The 15,076-nt window shown below is 54.5% G+C and carries 17 protein-coding genes; 7 read left to right on the forward strand and 10 right to left on the reverse strand.

Going from position 1 to position 15,076, the window contains the following annotated elements; genetic code table 11:
- The first annotated feature begins 32 nt into the window (after nt 1–32).
- Nucleotides 33–2,531 (forward strand): DEAD/DEAH box helicase, encoded by a 2,499-nt coding sequence (locus CS910_RS08380; RefSeq protein ID WP_099211116.1) that lies wholly within the window; start codon nt 33–35, stop codon nt 2,529–2,531.
- On the opposite strand, the gene CS910_RS08385 is transcribed toward CS910_RS08380, so the two are convergent.
- From CS910_RS08385 to CS910_RS12165, 3 genes are all read right to left on the reverse strand, one after another.
- Nucleotides 2,524–4,275, reverse strand: coding sequence for a methyl-accepting chemotaxis protein (locus CS910_RS08385; RefSeq protein ID WP_099211118.1), 1,752 nt, complete (start codon nt 4,273–4,275; stop codon nt 2,524–2,526). The two genes, CS910_RS08380 and CS910_RS08385, sit on opposite strands and share 8 nt — an antisense overlap.
- A 77-nt stretch (nt 4,276–4,352) precedes the next feature.
- A complete protein-coding gene (locus CS910_RS08390; protein WP_099211120.1) occupies nt 4,353–5,147 on the reverse strand; it encodes a DUF63 family protein in 795 nt (264 codons plus the stop codon).
- 99 nt (nt 5,148–5,246) lie between these two features.
- Nucleotides 5,247–5,375, reverse strand: coding sequence for a hypothetical protein (locus tag CS910_RS12165; RefSeq protein ID WP_262926569.1), 129 nt, complete (start codon nt 5,373–5,375; stop codon nt 5,247–5,249).
- 10 nt (nt 5,376–5,385) lie between these two features.
- Between CS910_RS12165 and CS910_RS12065 the strand changes: the two genes are divergently transcribed.
- Both CS910_RS12065 and CS910_RS08400 read left to right on the forward strand, forming a co-directional pair.
- On the forward strand, nt 5,386–5,652 hold the full coding sequence (locus tag CS910_RS12065) for a hypothetical protein (protein WP_223211946.1): 267 nt from the start codon (nt 5,386–5,388) through the stop codon (nt 5,650–5,652).
- Nucleotides 5,653–5,690: 38 nt separating this feature from the next.
- Nucleotides 5,691–6,329 (forward strand): hypothetical protein, encoded by a 639-nt coding sequence (locus CS910_RS08400; RefSeq protein ID WP_099211124.1) that lies wholly within the window; start codon nt 5,691–5,693, stop codon nt 6,327–6,329.
- On the opposite strand, the gene CS910_RS08405 is transcribed toward CS910_RS08400, so the two are convergent.
- The 3 genes from CS910_RS08405 to CS910_RS08415 are packed head-to-tail and all read right to left on the reverse strand — an operon-like array spanning nt 6,316 to nt 8,590.
- On the reverse strand, nt 6,316–7,077 hold the full coding sequence (locus CS910_RS08405) for an energy-coupling factor transporter transmembrane component T family protein (protein WP_099211126.1): 762 nt from the start codon (nt 7,075–7,077) through the stop codon (nt 6,316–6,318). The genes CS910_RS08400 and CS910_RS08405 overlap by 14 nt on opposite strands.
- Nucleotides 7,074–7,853: an energy-coupling factor ABC transporter ATP-binding protein gene (locus CS910_RS08410; protein ID WP_099211128.1), complete on the reverse strand. Its 780-nt coding sequence runs from the start codon at nt 7,851–7,853 to the stop codon at nt 7,074–7,076. Before CS910_RS08410 ends, CS910_RS08405 begins: the two co-directional genes overlap by 4 nt.
- Nucleotides 7,850–8,590: a biotin operon repressor gene (locus tag CS910_RS08415; RefSeq protein WP_145955396.1), complete on the reverse strand. Its 741-nt coding sequence runs from the start codon at nt 8,588–8,590 to the stop codon at nt 7,850–7,852. Before CS910_RS08415 ends, CS910_RS08410 begins: the two co-directional genes overlap by 4 nt.
- Before the next feature lie 57 nt (nt 8,591–8,647).
- Between CS910_RS08415 and CS910_RS08420 the strand changes: the two genes are divergently transcribed.
- Nucleotides 8,648–9,166, forward strand: coding sequence for a biotin transporter BioY (locus tag CS910_RS08420; RefSeq protein ID WP_099211132.1), 519 nt, complete (start codon nt 8,648–8,650; stop codon nt 9,164–9,166).
- Here the strand turns inward: CS910_RS08420 and CS910_RS08425 are convergent.
- Nucleotides 9,141–9,749 carry an NTP transferase domain-containing protein gene (locus tag CS910_RS08425; protein WP_099211134.1) on the reverse strand — a complete coding sequence of 203 codons (609 nt, stop codon included), beginning with the start codon at nt 9,747–9,749 and terminating at the stop codon, nt 9,141–9,143. The genes CS910_RS08420 and CS910_RS08425 overlap by 26 nt on opposite strands.
- 101 nt (nt 9,750–9,850) lie before the next feature.
- Between CS910_RS08425 and CS910_RS08430 the strand changes: the two genes are divergently transcribed.
- The 3 genes from CS910_RS08430 to CS910_RS08440 all read left to right on the forward strand — a co-directional run bounded on the left by CS910_RS08430 (nt 9,851) and on the right by CS910_RS08440 (nt 12,064).
- The gene (locus CS910_RS08430; RefSeq protein WP_099211136.1) at nt 9,851–10,312 is read left to right on the forward strand and encodes a DUF1931 family protein; all 462 of its coding nucleotides are present in this window, start codon (nt 9,851–9,853) and stop codon (nt 10,310–10,312) included.
- Between the two features lie 88 nt (nt 10,313–10,400).
- Nucleotides 10,401–11,204, forward strand: coding sequence for a hypothetical protein (locus CS910_RS08435; protein ID WP_099211138.1), 804 nt, complete (start codon nt 10,401–10,403; stop codon nt 11,202–11,204).
- Nucleotides 11,205–11,290: 86 nt separating this feature from the next.
- Nucleotides 11,291–12,064 carry a hypothetical protein gene (locus CS910_RS08440; protein WP_145955397.1) on the forward strand — a complete coding sequence of 258 codons (774 nt, stop codon included), beginning with the start codon at nt 11,291–11,293 and terminating at the stop codon, nt 12,062–12,064.
- 95 nt (nt 12,065–12,159) lie between these two features.
- Here the strand turns inward: CS910_RS08440 and CS910_RS08445 are convergent, their stop codons facing one another.
- The 3 genes from CS910_RS08445 to CS910_RS08450 form a co-directional block, all read right to left on the reverse strand.
- Entirely contained in the window at nt 12,160–12,780 is a 621-nt protein-coding gene (locus CS910_RS08445) for a PIN domain-containing protein (RefSeq protein ID WP_099211142.1), read from the reverse strand.
- The gene (locus tag CS910_RS11925) at nt 12,777–12,944 is read right to left on the reverse strand and encodes a hypothetical protein (RefSeq protein WP_158523831.1); all 168 of its coding nucleotides are present in this window, start codon (nt 12,942–12,944) and stop codon (nt 12,777–12,779) included. Before CS910_RS11925 ends, CS910_RS08445 begins: the two co-directional genes overlap by 4 nt.
- A 122-nt stretch (nt 12,945–13,066) precedes the next feature.
- A complete protein-coding gene (locus CS910_RS08450; protein WP_099211144.1) occupies nt 13,067–14,965 on the reverse strand; it encodes a S9 family peptidase in 1,899 nt (632 codons plus the stop codon).
- Nucleotides 14,966–15,076 lie beyond the last annotated feature (111 nt).

Consider the following 15,076-nt stretch of genomic DNA (forward strand, 5'->3'; position numbering starts at 1 on the left):
TGATGAGTGGACGGCTGACCGAGGCGGTGAAGATGCTCTTCGTAATCAGGCCCGGAAGGAAGAAGAACGAGCTTGAGGCCTTTTTCATCGAGAACGAGCCGGAGAAGCTTAGCGAGATGAGGAACCTGAAGGCCGAGCGGATATTCCGCCTCATAATGCGAGAGGGAAGGCTCTTCAAGGTCTTGGAGGGGAGCAACTACCGCAATCCAAAGGAGATTGAAAAACTCCTTCGCCAGGCGAGAATAGTCCTCGTAAACGCGGACGAGTGGGAGGACTACTTTAAGAGGAGGCTCCAGAACAAAAGAGTGGAAAAGGCCGAGCTGTGCCGTCTCTGCCTCCTTGAGGGCAGGATAACCGTCCTAACGCCCGGCAACAGGATAAAGTACCGGAACGAGTACATCTGCGAGCGCTGTGCGGAGGACGAACTTAAGAGGGAGCTCCGCTTTAGGTTCAACAGCATAGCGATGTTCGAGCAGGCTAAGAAACTCCTCGACAGGTTTAGGGACCTCGATAAGGTTTTGTATGCCTTCGACCCGCGCTTCGACCCGACGAAGCACCCGGAAGTTACCAAGTGGGACGAGCTGAAGGCGAAGCACGTCAAGGTCGAAAAGGTCAAGGTTGACGAGCTCCCGCTTCCGGAGAGGTTTAAGGAAGTTCTGAAGGCCGAGGGCGTGAAGGAGCTCCTCCCCGTTCAGAGTCTGGCCGTCAAGAACGGCCTCCTTGAGGGGGAGAACCTCCTCGTCGTTTCCGCGACTGCGAGCGGTAAAACGCTAATCGGTGAGCTGGCAGGGGTTCCCAAGGCGATGAAAGGCAAAAAGCTCCTCTTCTTGGTTCCGCTCGTGGCCCTGGCAAACCAGAAGTACGAGGACTTCAGGAGGAGGTATTCGAAGCTCGGCCTCCGCGTTGCCATTCGCGTTGGAATGAGCCGTATAAAGACCCGGGACGAGCTCGTCGTTGTCGATACTGGAATCGACGCCGACATCATCGTGGGAACCTACGAGGGAATAGACTACCTCCTCCGCGCCGGAAGGAAGATAGGAAACGTTGGGACGATTGTTATAGACGAGATACACACGCTCGACGACGAGGAGCGCGGGCCGAGGCTCGACGGACTAATCGCGAGGCTGAGGAGGCTCTATCCAAAGGCCCAGTTCATAGGCCTTTCCGCAACCGTCGGGAATCCTGAGGAGCTGGCCAAGGAACTCGGCCTTAAACTGGTGCTCTACGACGAGAGGCCGGTTGATTTGGAAAGGCACATCATAATAGCGAGAAACGAGTCCGAGAAGTGGCGTCACATAGCCAACCTCTGCAGGGCTGAGGCGATGAGGAAGTCGAGGCAGGGCTACAAGGGGCAGACGATAGTCTTCACGTTCTCAAGGAAGCGCACGCACGAGCTTTCGGCCTATTTAACGAGCAAGGGGCTCCGCGCGAAGCCCTACCACTCCGGTTTGCCCTACAAGCAGAGAAAGCTCACCGAGATGGAGTTCTTAGCTCAAAGGCTCGACGTCGTTGTCACAACCGCGGCATTGGGGGCGGGCGTGGACTTTCCAGCGAGCCAAGTCATCTTCGAGAGCCTCGCGATGGGTAACAAGTGGTTAACCGTCAGGGAGTTCCACCAGATGCTTGGAAGGGCAGGAAGGCCCCTCTACCACGAGAAGGGAAAAGTTTACCTAATAGTCGAGCCCGGGCGAAAGTATTCTGCCCAGATGGAGGGGACCGAGGAAGAAATAGCTTTCAAGCTCCTTACCGCGCCGATAGAGCCCGTAACTGTGGAGTGGAGCGACGAGCTTGAGCAGGACAACGTCCTCGCTCACTCCTGCGTCTTCAATCGGCTTGACGTTATCGAGGATGTTCAGGAGCGTTGCTTGGGGGCCAACCAGAGTGCCGAGAAGGTCTTGGAAAAGCTGGAGGAGTTCGAACTCGTGAGGCTCAAAAGGCCCCTCGTCGAGGTTACTCCTTACGGACGGGCAGTTAGCATGAGCTTTTTACTGCCAAAGGAGGCGGAGTTCATAAGGAGGAACCTTCGGGAGAAGCCCGCGAGGTGGATTGCGCTCAAGCTTCACCCCTTCGAGAACCTCTACCTGAGTGGAACGCTCCAGCGGGAGCTTGAGGGGGCCGTGAGAGGCAGGATAAGCGCCAACGTCTTCTCGCCAAGCTTTGCCTCCATCTTGGAAGAGCTTGACAAGGTGATTCCCGAGCTGAGTCCCAACTCCGCGGAGAGGCTGTTCACGATTTACCAGGAGTTCTTCATGTGCGGTGAGGAAGACTGCACCGAGTACGCGATGGAAAGGGTTGGAGACCTGATAATCGAGCTTCGTAGGAGCGGGAAGCATCCGACGCAGATAGCGGAGCACTTCAGGAAGGTTTACGGCCTCATCGTTTACCCGGGAGACGTCTTCACGTGGCTCGACGGCATCGTCAGGAAGCTTGAAGCGATAGAGAGAATCGCAAGGGTCTTCCGCGTGAGAAAGGCCGAGGAAGAGGCGAAGGTTCTTAGAAGGGAAATAGAAGAGGGGAGAACCCTCAGCTGAGCCCGAGCTTTCCCTTTATCTTCTCCTTGAGGCCAACCTTGAAGGCGCTTATGATTGGAACCATCCGCTCCACTGCATCGTGTATCTCCGATGCAACCTTCTCGAGGTTCCGTATCAGGTTTTCCTGCTCCTCCATCGTTGAAGTAACTTCCTCCGTTGAGGCCGTCGTCTCTTCGGAGCTGGCCGCGAGGTTCTCCATCGCGCGGAGGGCCTTCTCTACCTCTTCCCTCGTCCGGAGTATGCTCTCCTTGACCTCCTCCATCTTTGGGGTGACCTCCTCTATGAGCGTTGCTATGTTGCCGAGGTACTCAACGGTTTCCTCAAGCCCCTTCGAGCTCTCTCCCACCACGGAGACGCTCTGGTCCGTGAGCCGTGAGGCCTCATCGATGCGCTCGGTTATCTGAACGATTATGTTCCTTATGTTGTCGGCCGCCTGCTTGCTCTCCTCCGCGAGGTCCCTTATCTCCTGGGCAACCACCGCGAATCCCCTTCCGGCTTCTCCAGCCCTCGCAGCCTCGATAGCCGCGTTCAACGCGAGCAAATTGGTCTGCTCCGCGATGCTCGTTATGACGTCGGTTATGCTGACGATGTTCTTGCTCATCTCCTTGATGTTGTCAACAGCTTCCTTGACAAGCTCTATGGTGCGCTGGATTCCCGCTATCTGGCTGGCCGAGGCCCTGCTCCTCTCGCGTCCCTCGTTCGCTATCTCCACGACTTCCCTCATCGAGACCTCGAACTCCTCCATGGCCTTGACGCTCTCCCCGCTGATTTCCTCAACGTAGCGCATTCCCTCGGTTATCTCGTTGATGTTCTCCTGCTGTCTCTGCGCCTCGACCGCTATCTGCCGTATCGCCTCGGTTCCCTGGGCGACGAGGTTAACGCCCTCGCGGGACATCTCAAGTAACCTCTGGGAGCTGTCCTCAAGCCTCTCAGTCGTCTCCTTCAGCGTGCCGAGCATCTCAATGAGCCTCTTCCTGAAGGTCTCGAGGGCCTGGTGGAGCTTCGCGAACTCGCCCTTGCCCTCAGGCAGGCTAACGGACAGGTTCCCCTCGGATAGCTCCGTGATGTAGCTTATCAGGATGTCAAGCTCGCGCTGGAGCTCATCGCGCTTTCTCTCGCTCTCCTCGTGGACGCCGATAAACTCAGACGTAATGTTTCCGAGGTAGCGGAGGAGGAGAACCGCGATAACGACGCTGAGAACGAGCATAACTATGAGATAGTACTCAAGGTAGGTCATCTTCCTGCCGAAGGTCTCGCTGTAAAGGCCCACAGCGGTGTTCATCTCCGCCAGGAGCTGGTCGTTGTGAGTTATGATGTAGTTAAGCGCCTTCTTGAACTCGGGACTGTTGGGGTCGTCCTTGGCGACGATTTTGACGCTGGCGTAGAACGGCTCCCAGAGCTTCTCAACCTTTTCAAGCTGGTCGCGGACTTCTGGAGGTGCCGGGGGCACGTTCCACTCCTTGTCGTGAATGGGGGCTTTTCCACCGTAGAGGAGGGCCTTGAGGCATGTGTCAAAGAGCTCCGCGGTCGAGAGAAGGTCATCGCGGTAGGAGTCGTTCCCGAGGGCAACTATGAGGGCTTCCTTGGACATCTTCTGCGTGAGCATCCTTTGCCTGCCTGCGATGTCAATGACGATTCCGTCCGCCTTTGCCTTGCTCGCGTAGAGGAACACCCCTGCAACGGACACGACGTTGAGGATGAGCATCACTATAATCCCCAGCCGGACAACCCGCTCCATTCTCATGAGCGTTCCCCAAAATTGTTACCTTTGGGAACTTAATTGGGTTTTGTGTAGGTGCGGATGTAGAAACAAAAGGAAAATCAAACCTGCAGGACCATCTGGGCCGGGTCGCGGATTGCGGGACCGAGACCGATGATGTAGACCGCGAGGTACCAGAAGCGCCGCTCCTCCTCGTCCGGAACTAAGTACTTGAGAGCGTAGTAGACGACGACCAGAATCAGGGTTATCCAAGGGTAGTAAACGAAGGCCCCGAACCAGTGAACGAGGTGGCTCTCAATCCAGTGGACCTCGTGGTAGTGGTAGTCGTGGATTCCAACGACCGTTGAGCCCATATCATAGTAGTGAGCTAAAACCGCGTAGAGGTAGAGCTTATCGAAGGGCCTCCAGTGGTAGTAGGCTAAAACCACGGCCCAGCTTATGAAGGTGTAAAGGAGCGTCAGCTCGTATGGGCGCCAGTTCTTGGCGTGGGTTACGAGCATGTAGTTCGCCCAGAGGGCCAGAACCGTTCCCCACCCGATTGTAATCTTTGGGTAGGTTTTGAGCTTCGCATCGGCCACTATCGCAGGAACTATAAGGACAAAGGCCGTGAAGAATATTCCGGGGGTTAAAATAAGCGGATTCTCGGGCAGGACGCCCCCATCAACGAGGGCCCTCACCGTTGCCCCAAAGACGACCATCGGCGTTACCGCCCAGAAGAGCCGCTCATCGACTCTAATTTTCAGGGGCTTTATTATGTAACGGTAGGAGTAAATGACCCCAAGACCGAAGAGGAAGGCGTAAACGAACGTGTTGACGGCGTTGTAGCCACTCCTAGTGAACATTGGATGCCAGAATTCATTGTAGAAGAAATCCCACAGAGCCTTCTCGATGCCCATTTTAACCACCGGGGGTCGTTGGCGTCGAACCTTAAAGGCCTTTTGGAACAACTTATTAAGGTGAATGCCGTAGGTTGTATGAGGTGGTATCACGTACGGTCATCCCGCTGGACCTGCACTTACGGGTCTCGGAACGCTTGCCCTCTTCGGCTTCCTCCTTGCCCTCTTCATAGCGGGGTTAATCCTGGCATTCAGCGCGAAGCTCGTTGGCATAAGGGACGCGTCCATAGTCGGCGCAATGGTCGCTATAGTGGGGGGAGGAATCCTCGGCGCGATAGTGGGCGGAATAGTGGCGCTGGTGTTCTCAATCGCGGGCCCGATGGGAGTAGCGCTTGGCTGGCTCGCCTTCATGATTACGTACATCTGGGTCATCAAGGTGGTGTTCCACACCGACTGGCTCAGGGCGTTCCTGGCGTGGTTGATGGCGATAGTGGTTGAGCTAATCATAGCCGGGTTCCTTGGCCTCATCGGGGTCGCTACCCTCGGTGTAATGTTACACCCCTGAGCGGAAAAGATAAATAGAACCTCCGTGAAGGATGAACGATGCCGGGCTTTTTCCAGCCAGTGGAGGAAATCAGCGGGATAAAACCCTTCGAGGGCTTCCCGGTCGAATTCAGCCGGGGCTCGCTGTCGGCCCTCGTATCAACCGATGAGTTAGCCGGCTCGCTGTTCGTCCACACCCTCCTCGGCGAGGCGCTCAAGGCCGGAAAGGCCTACCACGTCGGGCCTAAGAGGGCATTTTCTCCCTCAATCCTGAGGGCCCTTGAAGTCGAGCCGTCCGCCCTATTATCGGCCAGCGTTTACAGCGCCGACGAACTCCTCCAGGCCCTCGATTACGTTGAAGACGGCTCAACGGTTCTCGTTTCCCAGTTTTCTGCACTAAGAGGCGTCTCCAGGGAAACCCTCCTGGAACTGAGAAGGAGGGCTGACGAGGGTTCGCTCACGCTCGTCCTCCACCACGAAACCCTTACCTTCAACGAGCTCGACCTTCCGGGAGAATTTGCCCGGCTCTTCCTCCTACCGGAGCTCTTCGATTCTCTCCTCGTTCTAAGAACCAGCTCCTACCGCGGGCACTACAAGCTGAACGCCACCGTCCTCAAGGCCCCGCCCGAGCAGATAGCGAGCCTTGGAGACCACTCGATTCCCGTTGACTCGCTCGTCAAGGTTATCACCGGTAGATGACGACGTGCCCGAAGCCGAGAGCAAAGCGGAGGTACAGGAGGGACGCGAAGCAGGCCATCAAGATTCCAAGGGCCAGGTAGTCCCTTCCCCTCATCGATACGTCCCGGTAGAAGGTTCTCCTCTTGCTCGCCCCGAAAGCCCTGCTCTCAAGGGCTATGCTGAGCTCGTGGGCCGTTTTGAGTGAGGCAACGATGAGGGGAATCAGGATTGGGACTGTCTTCAGGATTCTCTCCAAGAGGTTTCCCCTGTCGAGCTCGAGACCGCGACTCCTCTGGGCGTCCATTATCGTGCCCGCAATGCCATAGAGAGTCGGGATGTAGCGGAGCGCTATCGTGAGGGTTAGGCCCAGTTCATAGGGAAGGCCGAGCCTGACGAAGCCAAGTATCAGCTCCCTCTGCCTCGTCGTCATCAGGAGCTGGAAGGTTATCAGTCCAAAACCGAGCAGGCGGAGCGAGAACGAGACGCCGAGCAGAAGGCCAGTGAGCCTCGGCTTGTAAACGAGTGGCCAGATTAGGACAGTTATGAAGACGATGAAGAGGAGAGGTTTGAGGAGTCTCAACTGCTCGCCTATTCCGAGCTTTCCGAGCAGTCTGCCCGAGAGCAAGATGAGCAGGAACAGGGGGATGAGAACCTTCGGGTCGTTGAAAAGCATCAGAGAAGTTATCCCGATGAGCATCCCGATTATCTTGACGCGGGGGTCGAGCGAGTGCAGGAGCGAGTCCCTTTCGACGTAGAACTGGTAAATCACTTCCTAACCCTCCCCGCAAGCTCCTCAACGCTTCTCACGAAGCCGGCGCCAAGTTTTTCCGCAAGGACGAGCAGTTCGGGCCTCTCAAGCCCGTGGCGCTCAAGGTCAAGGTTGAAGAACTCCTCAACCGGGCCATCGAAGGCCTTCTTCCCGTTCTCAAGGAGAACCACGCGCTCGGCGAGCTCGAGCACCAAATCCATGTCGTGGGTTATGAGCAGAATCCCGTGGCCATCCTCGCGGAGCGATTTAATCGTCTCAACAACGCTCCTCTCAGCCTTCCAGTCGAGCCCCGTCGTCGGCTCGTCGAGGATTAGGTACTTCGGCCTCATCGCCAGAACGCAGGCTATAGCCAACCTCTGCTTCTCCCCACCGCTCAGGGAGTAGGGCGTTCTCTCCTCGAATCCCTCAAGGCCAACCGCTTCAAGGGCCCAGCGAACCCGCTCCTCGACTTCCGAATCATCCAGTCCAAGGTTCTTCGGCCCAAAGGCGACCTCCTTGAAGACCGTCTCCTCAAAAAACATGTGCTCGGGGTTCTGGAAGACGTAGCCGACCTTTCTGCTCAGTTCCGCTACCGTGTGCTCCCTCGTGTCCATCCCGTCAACGAGAACCCTTCCCTGGGTTGGCTTTAGAAGGCCGTTGAGGTGCTTGGCCAGCGTCGTCTTCCCGCTGCCGTTCGGGCCAACTAACGCAAGGATTTCCTCCCCAAAGGCTAGGTCTATCCCCTTGAGGACTTCCCGCCCGTTGTAGGCGAAGTGAAGGTTCTCCACCAGTATCATCGCTCAGAGCTCCCCCGGACCCTTAAAAACCTTCTCAGACCATCCTCGACAGCAGGTAGCACCTTCCTCGCCACCTCAAGGAGCGAGACCTCTCCGAGCAGCATCCTGAGGGAGACGGCACCCTCCGGAACGGGGTTGTTCACGTTGAGGCCGACCCCCACGACGGCGCGTCTCACCTCCTCCATCTCGCCGGAGACCTCGACGAGGACTCCCCCGAGCTTCAGGTCTCCGACGTAGATTGCCTTTCCCACGGGTTCGGCGCCTACGCCGAGGTCGCTGAGGGCATCCAAGAGCGCCGAGAGCACAGACTTCAAAATCGAGCCGGTCTCGGAGAGGCGGAGCTCCGGCGAGACGGGCACGGAGAAGTACAGGCCGCCGGGAGGGGAGGGCCAGCGGCTACCCTTTCTCCCCCTTCCGGAACGCTGGGTCCCCGCAACTGCGAAGGTCCAGTCACCCAGTTTCCACGCGACGTCCATCGTTGAAGCCGTCTCCGGGAGGTAGACGGAACTGACGGGTAGCTCCCACGGGTAAGGGACGTCCGGTTTTCCCTCGAGGACGTAGCCCTTCCCGGTCGAGCGTATGGAGTAGCCGAGCTCCCTGAGCTCCCGCACGTGCTTCCAAACGGCAACGCGCGAGATTCCGAATCTCTCAGCCAGTTCCTCCCCGGAAAGAGGGAATGGGCCGGCCAGAATCGCCCTCTTGACAGGGCTATCGCGAAGCATTCTCTCCCTCGGCACGGTGATTCGTTAACCCAAATCTTTTAAAGATTAACGGAAGTGTCCGTCGGTGGTGGCATGAAGGCGAGGGAAGTGTCTTTGACCGGGCTGTTCGTGGCGTTAACTGCTGTAAGCGCCCAGATTCAGGTTCCCCTTGGGCCCGTTCCCTTCACGCTTCAGGTCTTCACGGTCATCCTCTCCGGCATTTTGCTCGGTTCGAGGCTCGGCTTCACGAGTCAGGTCCTCTACGTCTTAGCGGGTGCCATCGGTTTTCCTGTCTTCGCCGGATTCGCCGGCGGTTTCGCCCACATCTACGGCCCGACTGGCGGTTACCTGCTTGCGTTCCCCATCGCCTCCCTCCTGGCCGGACTCTTCGCCGAGCGCTCGGAGAGGGTGGAAGTGTGGCTCCTCGGGTCAATCCTCGGAATCGGCGTGATTTACCTCCTCGGCTGGCTCAGGCTGGGCCTCTACCTCGGTGGCGACTTTGGAAAGGCCCTCGCCGTCGGAGTACTCCCGTTCGTTCCCTTCGACATAGCGAAGGCGGTCTTGGCCGTTGGGGTTGCAAAGGCCGTTAAAAGGGCTCTCCCCTGGCTTTGAGCTCTTCAATCGTTTTCTCCGCGAAAGCGACGTCAAGGGAGTTCCTGACGCGGAAGAAGCTGAGGGTCACTTTGGGGTTCCTCTTCGCCAGCTCCTCTATTGAAACCGGCTCGTAGTCGAGGAACTCGATAACCCTTGAAAAGTTCCTGTAACCCTCTGCGAGGGCCGATTCTATCGCCTCCCTCAGCGCGTCCGGCTCGTAGACCGCGTGAAATACCTCGGCGCTCCCGTCGTTCCAGACCGGGATTAGCGCCTCAGGTTCGTTCTCGTAGAAGAGACCGATGAGGTAGTTCACGAGGAAGGGCATTATCAGGGGCATGTTCCCCTCGACCAGGAAGAAGGGCCCGTCGGGGAGGGCTCTAAGGAGGGCCTCCATCTTGCTCCTTGCCGTTACTGGAATGGGCTTGGAAATGTGGAGCGAGTAAGTCTTCAGCTTGTCCCGTCTAACAATTGTAATGACCTCGTGGATTCTTTTGGCGGTTAAGAGCCTCCTCTCCGTGAGCCTGACGACGGGTTCCCCGTTCACGGGCAGGGTGTAGTTTTCCCACCTTTTCTCCGGAAACGCCAGTATAACGCCGAGCATGGTGCGAACTAAAGGCCCTGCTTTAAAAATCTCCCGGCCCGAAAGTTTTATATACCCTGGGTTACTAAAAAACCACGGCAAGAACGCGGAGGTGATGAGGAATGGCCGAGATGATAATACCCTACCCACAGCTCCAGAAGATTCTGGAGAGGACCTGTGAGCTCGCGGTCATCAAGCCGAGGGCGGAGGAGATGATGGACATCGTTGAGAAGAAGCTCAGCGACCTCTTCGAGGTTGCCTACGAGAACGCGAAGGTCGAGCGCTCGAGCACGATAAAGATGCGCCACATACCGATTACCAAGGGCTTCAAGAACAGCCTCAACCTCTTCAGGGCCGTCATCGAGGACGAGAAGGTCCAGATTGAGCCAATCAGGAAGTACGTCCTCAAGAAGATACCCGGCGACATTCCGCTCGAGGAGGACGTCGTCAACGAGCTTCCGGTCATAGCCGGAACGCTCTTCGTGCTCATTGGAAGGGTTATCAAGGCGCTCCACCCCGAAATCAAAAACGTCTACCCGGAGCACATCGAGGAGGCCAAGAAGGTTCTGGATTACACACTTTGATTTTTCTTTTTGTGATATTCTCTTTTAAACGCCGTCCATAACGAAAAGTTTATATATTATTGGATAAGCAATTATTAATGGTGATACCATGACTCGACTGGCATTGTTTTATTATGCTGGAAAGAAAATTACACCCAAAGAACAAATTGCAGAGTTTATAAAATATTTCGATGGAGTTGTGCTATTGTCCACCGACGAAGGAAAATATTCGGATTTTTCTACGCTCTTGAGTGACATGAAAAAGTTCGTAGCAGAATCCGGTTTGGGATTTGAAATATGGGTGGAAATCCCATATTATGATGCTACTAAAACACCCAGGACTCTAGAGGATATGAAGGAGTGGATAATTAAAGTTGAATCCTCTACTGTGGCTAGGAGGGTAACAGGGTACTACTTCAGTCTGGAGGGAGCAGGGGCCGTGTCTAGTGATTCTACTAAAATAAAAAACATTGTGAGTTACATTAGAGACACTTACAAAAAACCTGTACTGTGGATACCCATAGAAAGATGGGAGGACCGTGATCCATTGTATTTAACAAGAAAATGTGTACAAAAAGTAGGATTTACTCATGTAGCTCCGCAACCCCATTATTACATGGTCACCGACACTAAAGGTGATTACTACAGACCAAATGGTATGAATTATCAAGATTTAAACGAGTTTATGTGGTTCTGCCATGAAAATGGGTTCGGTGTCGAGATGGAATGGGACTCAGCAGTTAGGGGGTATTGCGAGCACTGTGGGTACGGATGTGATGCCGTTAAGTGCACAGAGAGAGCAAAAGACTACTTAATATCTCTCAGGGACATTGAAGAAGAATATGGAAAGTTTCCATATGTTGTTTACTATTTTAGCACAGACATTAACAACTATTTACAAGTGGTGAGATAATGAAAGGAATTTTCGATGATACATTTAAAAACATCATTCTTCTTTTGTTTGTTTTAGGATTATTCACTCTAGGTTCAGGAAGTGCGATGGATATATCATGGAACGGAACCGTCTGGGCTGTTTTAGATAATGAGAACGGAAGCTACTTGACGCTTGTGACGTCCGACGGACACGTCTCGGAGATTCCGCTCAGGGTCAATGGGACTCCCTGCGGTTTGGCGTGGAACGGAAGCCAGTGGATAGTTGAGACATTCATCCCGGACCGTGTGGAGATTCAAACACTCAACGGCTCGGTTCTCTTTAGAATACACAGCTACGACTGCAAGGGGTTTGCTTATCTCAACGGAACTTACTACGTTCCAATCTCAGAGTCGGCAATGATGGGAGATTGCTCACTTGTCCAAGTTTCTGGAGAGGGGAAAATAAAAGGAACAGCCCCTTGCGGTTTCATCAACGGCGTAAAGGTAAAGGTCGTGGAAGGAAGGATTTACCTCATGAACTGCACCGGGATCTACGTTTACTCCGATGGGCGCTTTGAACAGGTTCAACGACTTGAAAACTGCACCAGTGACTTCGATTTCCTCAAGGACAAAACCCTTCTGTGCTCCATCGGCCTTATCGAGCACTCTAAGAACACCACGAGAAAAATATTGAGCTCCTGCGATGCCATCGGTTGCAGCGGTAGGGAATGCCTGGTTGCGGCAAACGGAACGCTCTACACATACGATGGCAGTTTGAAAACGCTTGAAATTGAGAACCACGCGAACCACTCGGGGAGCACTCTCAAGAAAGCCCTCTCACTGGGTGCGCTCCTCGCTCTCCTGGTAGGTCTGTTCCTCTGTAGAAGAAGGCCATTCTGAGAGTTTGAGGTTTTCAAACTCTTCCTTTATCCACTTAAAGTGCTTGTCCCTCGTAACGAGCGTCAGCTCCCGGTTCATTGCAACAGCAGCAACTATCAAAAATTGCGGAGAATATTGTACATCGCCTTCGGCTTAACAATGTTCAGCCGTTTAGTCTCAAGGAACTCCCTCACGTCTTTCTTCCTCATAAGGTTCAAAATCCCCGAATCCATAGTGACGAAAAAATCAATTCCGGACTTCAACGCTACAGCCAAAAGGTGGGCATCCTGAGTTTTAACACCACCCCTCCCGAGGAAATAAGTGACGTTGTAATAATCGGCGGGTCCCTCAATCTCGCAACCGAGTTTCTCAAAAACACTCTCAATGATTGAAGTAGCTTCCAGAACCTCGCTGAGAATATCATCCAAATCCCTCTCGGACGGGAGGTATCGGGTATAATAACGCTGAAAATAAACCGGTGAAATGCCATCCATCCACATTGAATTGTACACAAAATCCTCAACAAGAACGTTCATAAGCTCCGAGAGAATAACAGAGTTAACATAAAATTTTGCCTTGCTCGGACGCTCCCTAATAACATATTCAACAAACTCATAAGACTGAGCTCGACGGCCATAAGCCTCCTTAATACTCTTTTCAAAAACCTCAACACCCTCGACGGTAGATTTAATAATATACCACTGAGCAAGGACGTTGGTATCAATGAGAACCTTCATCCAACCACCCTAACAGCTTTCCTCCAAGCTCCAGTCCTCTTAAGCTCAGGAATAACCTTCACCACCTTCCAGCTCCCATCATCATAGTACTCCACAACGAGAGTCCTTCCATCCACCGTCTTCAACCTCTTAACCTCAACTACCTTCCGTCCCATTCTCCTCACCGATGAAGAATTAAAGCGGAAAGAAAATAAAACTTTCCCTCACCAGAACCTCCACCAAGGCCTGAGGCTCTCGCCGGGTTCTTTTCAACATGTCTTCAATTTAAGTCGCAAGTCGCTTATTGTCATAGCCCCCCCAACCACCTCTCCATCCACCCTACGATAAGCTCAAGCCTCTTAACCCTGTGCTTCGGCTTTCCGCTCCTGCTAAGGTCGTGGTTCTCACCCGGAAAGAGGGCGAGCTCAACGGTCTTGCCGAGGTATTTGAGAGCCGTGTAGAACTGCAACGCCTCCGGAAGCCAGCAGCGGTAGTCCTCCATCGAATGGATTATCAGGAGTGGCGTTTCCACGTTCGGCGCGTATTTAAGCGGGCTCTTCTCCCAGTAGCCGTCGGTGTTGCTCCAGGGGTCACCCCCTATCTGGTCTGGAGCAAAGAAGTAGCCGATGTCAGTCGTGCCGAAGAAGCTCACCCAGTTGGAGATTGAGCGCTGGGTCACGGCAGACTTGAAGCGCTTGGTGTGGCCGACTATCCAGTTGGTCATGAAGCCCCCGTAGGAACCGCCCGTGACGCCGAGCCTCTCCCCGTCGATGAAGTCGAATCTCCTTAAGGCCTCGTCAACGACCTCCATGAGGTCCTTATAATCGCGCTCCCCATAGTGGCCCCTTATATCGGCGAACTCCTCACCGTAGCCGTCGCTACCGCGCGGGTTCGAGAATATCACCACGAAGCCTTTAGCCGTCAAAACGTGGAACTCGTGCATGAAGGCGTATCCGTAGGCCGTCTTCGGCCCGCCGTGGATTTCGAGAACGGCCGGGTATTTCTTTCCCGGCTCGAAGTCAACGGGCTTCATAATCCAGGCGTCTATCTCTACTCCATCGCTGGCCTTAACCGTGAAATGCTCCGGTCTGGAGAGCTTGTAGTCCTTAATCCAGCCGTTGAAGTCGGTGACCTTCTTCTCCCTGCCGTCGCGGAGAACGTAGAGTTCCAGAGGGATGACCGCGTCCTGGGCGGTGAAGGCTATGTAGTCGCCGATTGCAAAGCTCTCGACGCTCCTATCACCGCTGATAACGCGCTCTATCTTCCCCTCAAGGTTCACCCTGAAGAGGTTCGCCCTTGGACCGTCGGTTGCGACGTAGTAGACCCAGCCGTCCCTGAAGACCAGCTCGGCCCTCTGTGCTCCACGAACGTCGCTGTTGAGGGAGTTGTAGGCCGAGCGGTCCAGGTCAGCGGTGAGCTTTCTCATCCCACCCGTCTCGGGGTTGTAGTGGTAGATGTGGGTGTTCGTCGGAATCCCACGCTCGCGCGTGTTGGCCTTGAGGATGAAAGTGCCGTCGTCGAGCGGAATGAAGTCGCTCACGCTCCATTTTCCTGGAGTCAGGCGCTTCGCCTTCCTGCCTTCGAGCAGGTAAAGGTCGCTCACCATTGGCTTCCTCTCGCGGTCTTCTTGAGCTATAAAGTAGAGCCTCCCGTTGTGGAAGCGGACCTGCGAGACGTCGAGGTTCTTGGGCGTTACGCGCTTTTTCCTGCCGGTTTCGACGTCTACTAGATAGACAACGCTCCTCTTCCCGTAGACCCAGCCGACGCCGTTGAACCAGAAGGGAATCTCCTTGATAAGGTGAACGTCATCTTTGGGCTTCTTCTCAATGTCTATCGGCGTTATAACGGCTATGCTCTTACCGTCCTCGGTGAAGCGGAGGTTCTTAATCCCGTACTTGAACTTCGCCAAGAGTCTCGCCTCACCGCCGTCGGTTGGGATAACGTAGAGCTCGGCTTCCTTGCTCTCCTTATCGCGCTTGGAGGTGAAGGCTATCAGCTTCCCGTCCGGGGAGAAGCGCGGGTTTGAGTCCTTCTTTCCTGATGTGAAGGGCTTAACCCTTCTGCCGTCGTAGAGGTAAAGCTTTGAGAAGTAGTCGTCCTTCTCGACGCTTATGTCCGTGACCTGAAAGACGACCTTCCGCCTGAAGGCGTCGAGGTTGCCGACGAGCCTGAACTTTCCGAGGTCCTTCTCGGTCAGACCTTTCATAGAAACCACCGGAGTAAGTGGACGTTTTTCGTATAAAAGCTTAGCGTTTCAATTTGTATCGAAAAAAAAACTTAAATATTTAACTGTAAGTAGTTATTAATGAAAACCTCA

It is taken from the genome of Thermococcus henrietii (assembly GCF_900198835.1).
Lineage (GTDB): Archaea > Methanobacteriota_B > Thermococci > Thermococcales > Thermococcaceae > Thermococcus > Thermococcus henrietii.

Coding starts and splice junctions, on each gene's coding strand:
- CS910_RS08385 (WP_099211118.1), bottom strand. CDS start 4,275: ATGAGAATGGAGCGGGTTGTCCGGCTGGGGATTATAGTGATGCTCATC.
- CS910_RS08430 (WP_099211136.1), top strand. CDS start 9,851: ATGGCCGAGATGATAATACCCTACCCACAGCTCCAGAAGATTCTGGAG.
- CS910_RS08400 (WP_099211124.1), top strand. CDS start 5,691: ATGCCGGGCTTTTTCCAGCCAGTGGAGGAAATCAGCGGGATAAAACCC.
- CS910_RS08425 (WP_099211134.1), bottom strand. CDS start 9,749: ATGCTCGGCGTTATACTGGCGTTTCCGGAGAAAAGGTGGGAAAACTAC.
- CS910_RS08450 (WP_099211144.1), bottom strand. CDS start 14,965: ATGAAAGGTCTGACCGAGAAGGACCTCGGAAAGTTCAGGCTCGTCGGC.
- CS910_RS08410 (WP_099211128.1), bottom strand. CDS start 7,853: ATGATACTGGTGGAGAACCTTCACTTCGCCTACAACGGGCGGGAAGTC.
- CS910_RS12165 (WP_262926569.1), bottom strand. CDS start 5,375: ATGGACGCGTCCCTTATGCCAACGAGCTTCGCGCTGAATGCCAGGATT.
- CS910_RS08435 (WP_099211138.1), top strand. CDS start 10,401: ATGACTCGACTGGCATTGTTTTATTATGCTGGAAAGAAAATTACACCC.
- CS910_RS12065 (WP_223211946.1), top strand. CDS start 5,386: ATGGTCGCTATAGTGGGGGGAGGAATCCTCGGCGCGATAGTGGGCGGA.
- CS910_RS08390 (WP_099211120.1), bottom strand. CDS start 5,147: ATGGGCATCGAGAAGGCTCTGTGGGATTTCTTCTACAATGAATTCTGG.
- CS910_RS08445 (WP_099211142.1), bottom strand. CDS start 12,780: ATGAAGGTTCTCATTGATACCAACGTCCTTGCTCAGTGGTATATTATT.
- CS910_RS08380 (WP_099211116.1), top strand. CDS start 33: ATGCTCTTCGTAATCAGGCCCGGAAGGAAGAAGAACGAGCTTGAGGCC.
- CS910_RS08440 (WP_145955397.1), top strand. CDS start 11,291: ATGGATATATCATGGAACGGAACCGTCTGGGCTGTTTTAGATAATGAG.
- CS910_RS08420 (WP_099211132.1), top strand. CDS start 8,648: ATGAAGGCGAGGGAAGTGTCTTTGACCGGGCTGTTCGTGGCGTTAACT.